General features: G+C 71.3%; 4 protein-coding genes and 1 pseudogene. All 5 read right to left on the bottom strand.

All coding sequences use genetic code 11. The annotated features are described in order from the left end of the window. A partial coding sequence (locus RTM68_RS17975; RefSeq protein WP_312173619.1) for an FAD-dependent oxidoreductase occupies positions 1–462 on the bottom strand: 462 nt, incomplete at its 3' end. Then, entirely contained in the window at positions 455–826 is a 372-nt protein-coding gene (locus RTM68_RS17970; protein ID WP_312173616.1) for a (2Fe-2S)-binding protein, read from the bottom strand. The genes RTM68_RS17970 and RTM68_RS17975, both read right to left, overlap by 8 nt. Beyond that, positions 823–1989, bottom strand: a complete 1167-nt coding sequence (locus RTM68_RS17965) for an FAD-dependent oxidoreductase (protein WP_312173613.1) — start codon at positions 1987–1989, stop codon at positions 823–825. Before RTM68_RS17965 ends, RTM68_RS17970 begins: the two co-directional genes overlap by 4 nt. After that, the gene (locus RTM68_RS17960; protein WP_312173610.1) at positions 1989–2693 is read right to left on the bottom strand and encodes a GntR family transcriptional regulator; all 705 of its coding nucleotides are present in this window, start codon (positions 2691–2693) and stop codon (positions 1989–1991) included. The genes RTM68_RS17965 and RTM68_RS17960 overlap by 1 nt, the downstream gene beginning before the upstream one ends. After that, positions 2680–2993: pseudogene (locus tag RTM68_RS17955) on the bottom strand (ornithine cyclodeaminase family protein); the annotation flags it as partial. The gene RTM68_RS17960 and the pseudogene RTM68_RS17955, both read right to left, overlap by 14 nt.

The following is a 2993-nucleotide window of genomic DNA, read 5'->3' as shown; positions in this document are numbered from 1 at the left end:
CTGGCGGTCGTAGGCCCCGGTCGCGACGATGAGGCGTCGCGCCCACGTGGTGCGGTCGGTGAGCGGCAGGGTGTCCGTGCCGCCGACAGCACTCGTGCGCAGCGCCAGCCGGTCGTCGAAGCCGTCGGTGCGCCACACCTGACGCCCGGCGAGATGCCGGATGCGACCGGATGCCACAGCCGCGGCGAGCCGGTCGCGCAGAGCGGTGTAGTGCGTCCAGTGATGGTGGCCCGTGCTCTCGGGGGCGGCGAAGTCATCGCGATGACGCTCATCGGGATGCCGCCAGTACTGCCCGCCGGTCTGACGCGCGGCGTCGATGAGCACGACCTGCAGTCCGTGCTCGGCCGCGACGACCGCCGCGCTGAGACCTGCGGGCCCGGCGCCGACGACCGCGACGTCGGCGAGGACAGGACCGGTCACAGGGATGCTCTGCTCGCTGGTCGGGATGCTCTGCTCAGTCACGCGAATCCTCCCCCGGAAGCTCGGTCATCGGATGCTCGGACTCCGGATGCTCGGACACCGGATGCTCCGACAACGGCAGCGGCTCGTCCGGATCGGAGCTGCGTACGTCCTGCCCGTCGCACGCCTCGACGAGGCAGGCCCGCTGACTGCGCACTCCGTCGACGGTCACGAGGCAGTCGAAGCAGACCCCGATGCCGCAGAACAGCCCGCGCGGGGCGTGGTCCCGCCGGGTCGTGCGCCACGACACGATGCCCGCACCGGCGAGCGCCCCGCCGATCGTCTGCCCCGGCGTGAACGGCACCGGCGCACCGTCGAACTCGATGCTGCGCACGGGTTGCGTCCCGTCGACGTGCGTCCGGTTCATGCGGCGGCGAGTCCTTCGAGTCGATCGGGGCGGAAGGGAGAGAGGTCGAGGTCGGTCGCCTCGGACCGGAGCGCCTGCGACAGCAGCTTGCCCGTGCCGACGGAGAGTCCGACGCCCGCGCCCTCGTGCCCGGCGGCGTGCCAGAGGCCCGGCAGTCGGGCATCCTCGCCGATGGCGGGGAGGTGGTCGGGGCAGTACGGGCGGAATCCCGAGTAGGCGCGCTGCACGCCCACGTCGCGCAGCGCAGGGAACAGGCCGAGGCCGCTCGTGGCGATGCGCGCGACCGCCTCGGCAGAGAACGACCGGTCGAATCCGACGCGCTCGCGGCTGGCGCCGAGCAGGATCGTGCCGCTCGGAGTGCCCTCGACGACCGGCGAGACCTGCAGCCCGGCATCCGAGCTCGCGACGTCGCCGACGTACTCGGCGGCGTAGACCTTGTGATGCACCGTGATCGGCACCGGCTCGGTGACCAGCACGAACCCTCGTCGGGGCAGCACCGGCAGGTGCACGCCCGCGAGGGCGGCGACCTCACCGCTCCAGGGTCCGGCGCAGTTGACGACGGCTCCGGCCGAGATGCGCCCGATCGAGGTGTCGACGCCCACGGCGCGACCGTGCTCGGTGACGATGCCGTGCACCGAGGTTCGCGTGTGCAGCTCGGCGCCGTGCTCGATCGCGAGGCGCAGCAGGTGATGCGTCGCGAGCAGCGGCTGCACCTGCGCGTCGTCGGGGTAGAACGCACCGCCGACGAGCGCGGGGTTGATGTACGGCTCGACCTCACGCAGGCCCGGGTTGTCGTCGATGATCTCGGCGCGGATGCCCAGTTCGCGCTGGTGCGCGACGAGCGCGGTGAGGCCCGCCATGCTCCCTGCGCTGCCGGCGACGACGAGACCGCCCTTGGATTCGAACTCCCACAGGCCGGCATGCTCGGCGAGATCCTCCCGCCACACGCGCTGCGAGTAGAGCGACAGCTCGAGCTCGGGGCCCACCTCCTTGTCGGAGACGAGGATGTTGCCCTCGCAGCGGCTGCTGGTTCCCGAGGCGATCGAACCGCGCTCGATCACGACGGTCCGGAGGCCGGATGCTGCGGCGAAATACGCCGTCGCGGCACCGACGACCCCCGCCCCGACGATCACGACGTCGGCGCGTGCTGTCGATCGACCCACTAGCCGTTCGCCTCCGCGGGGTGGGGTTCGCCCACCGTGTGACCCGACCAGTCGCCCTTCACGTGCTCGATGTGCGAGACCACGAGGTCGCGCGCACGCACCGCGTCTCGGGCCTCGATGGCATCCATGATCGTGTGATGCTCCTTGGCGGAGCTCGTGAGATGACCGCGCTCGTACAGCTCGGCGAGCCCGAAGAGGCGGGTCTGCGACCGCAGCGACTGGATCAGCTGCGTGAGCCTGGCGTTGCCCGCGTACTGCAGGATCGCCAGGTGGAAGTCGCTGTCGGCGCTCAGGTACTCGACCAGGTCGCCCCGCTCGGCCGCCGCGACGATGTCGTCGGCCTTGCCGCGCAGCTCGGCGAACGCGCTCTCGGGGATCAGCGGCGTCGCCTTCTCGACGGCCGGCGGCTCGAGGAACAGGCGCAGCTCGGTCACCTCGGCGAGGTCGTGCGACGACACCTCGGTCACACGGAAGCCGCGGTTCGGCATCGCGACGACGAGACCCTCCCGCACCAGGTCGAGCATGGCCTCGCGGATGGGCGTCGCGGAGGTGCCGAACTCCTCGCCGAGGCTCGGTGCCGAGTACACGCGGCCGGGCTGCATCTCACCGCTGATGATGGCCGAGCGCAGCGCACGGGTGACCGTGTCGCGAACGCTGGGCTGCTTGCTGAGCCGTACGAGGCTGCGGGTGTCAGTTCCGGACATCTGTGTTCCCTCTCCGAGGCGATGCATCAGCGCTCTGCGCCGACCTCAGGATCCGCGCCACCACGGCGAGATCCTCCCAGCTCATCCCGACGCCCGTGTAGACCGCCGGTCGAGCCTCGCGGCGCACGAAGGCACCCGCCACCAACTCTCGCAGATTCGTCACGGACTGCGCACCTGCCTGCCAGTCGGCGAGATCGCGGGCGTGCAGCAGGTTGCCGTTCTCGCGGAACGCCGAGGCCCTGGCCTCGACGACCAGATCGGCATCCGTCACCAGATCGGCGCCGAGCTCGCGGTGCGCGA

The sequence above is a fragment of the Microbacterium sp. genome, assembly GCF_031988965.1.
Classification (GTDB): Bacteria; Actinomycetota; Actinomycetes; order Actinomycetales; family Microbacteriaceae; genus Microbacterium.
Note: the sequence above shows the minus strand (reverse complement) of the source record. Positions and strands in the feature narration are given on the sequence as shown.

Excerpts from the sequence above, each read along its gene's own strand:
- RTM68_RS17960 (WP_312173610.1), bottom strand. The coding sequence starts at position 2,693 with ATGTCCGGAACTGACACCCGCAGCCTCGTACGGCTCAGCAAGCAGCCC.
- RTM68_RS17970 (WP_312173616.1), bottom strand. The coding sequence starts at position 826 with ATGAACCGGACGCACGTCGACGGGACGCAACCCGTGCGCAGCATCGAG.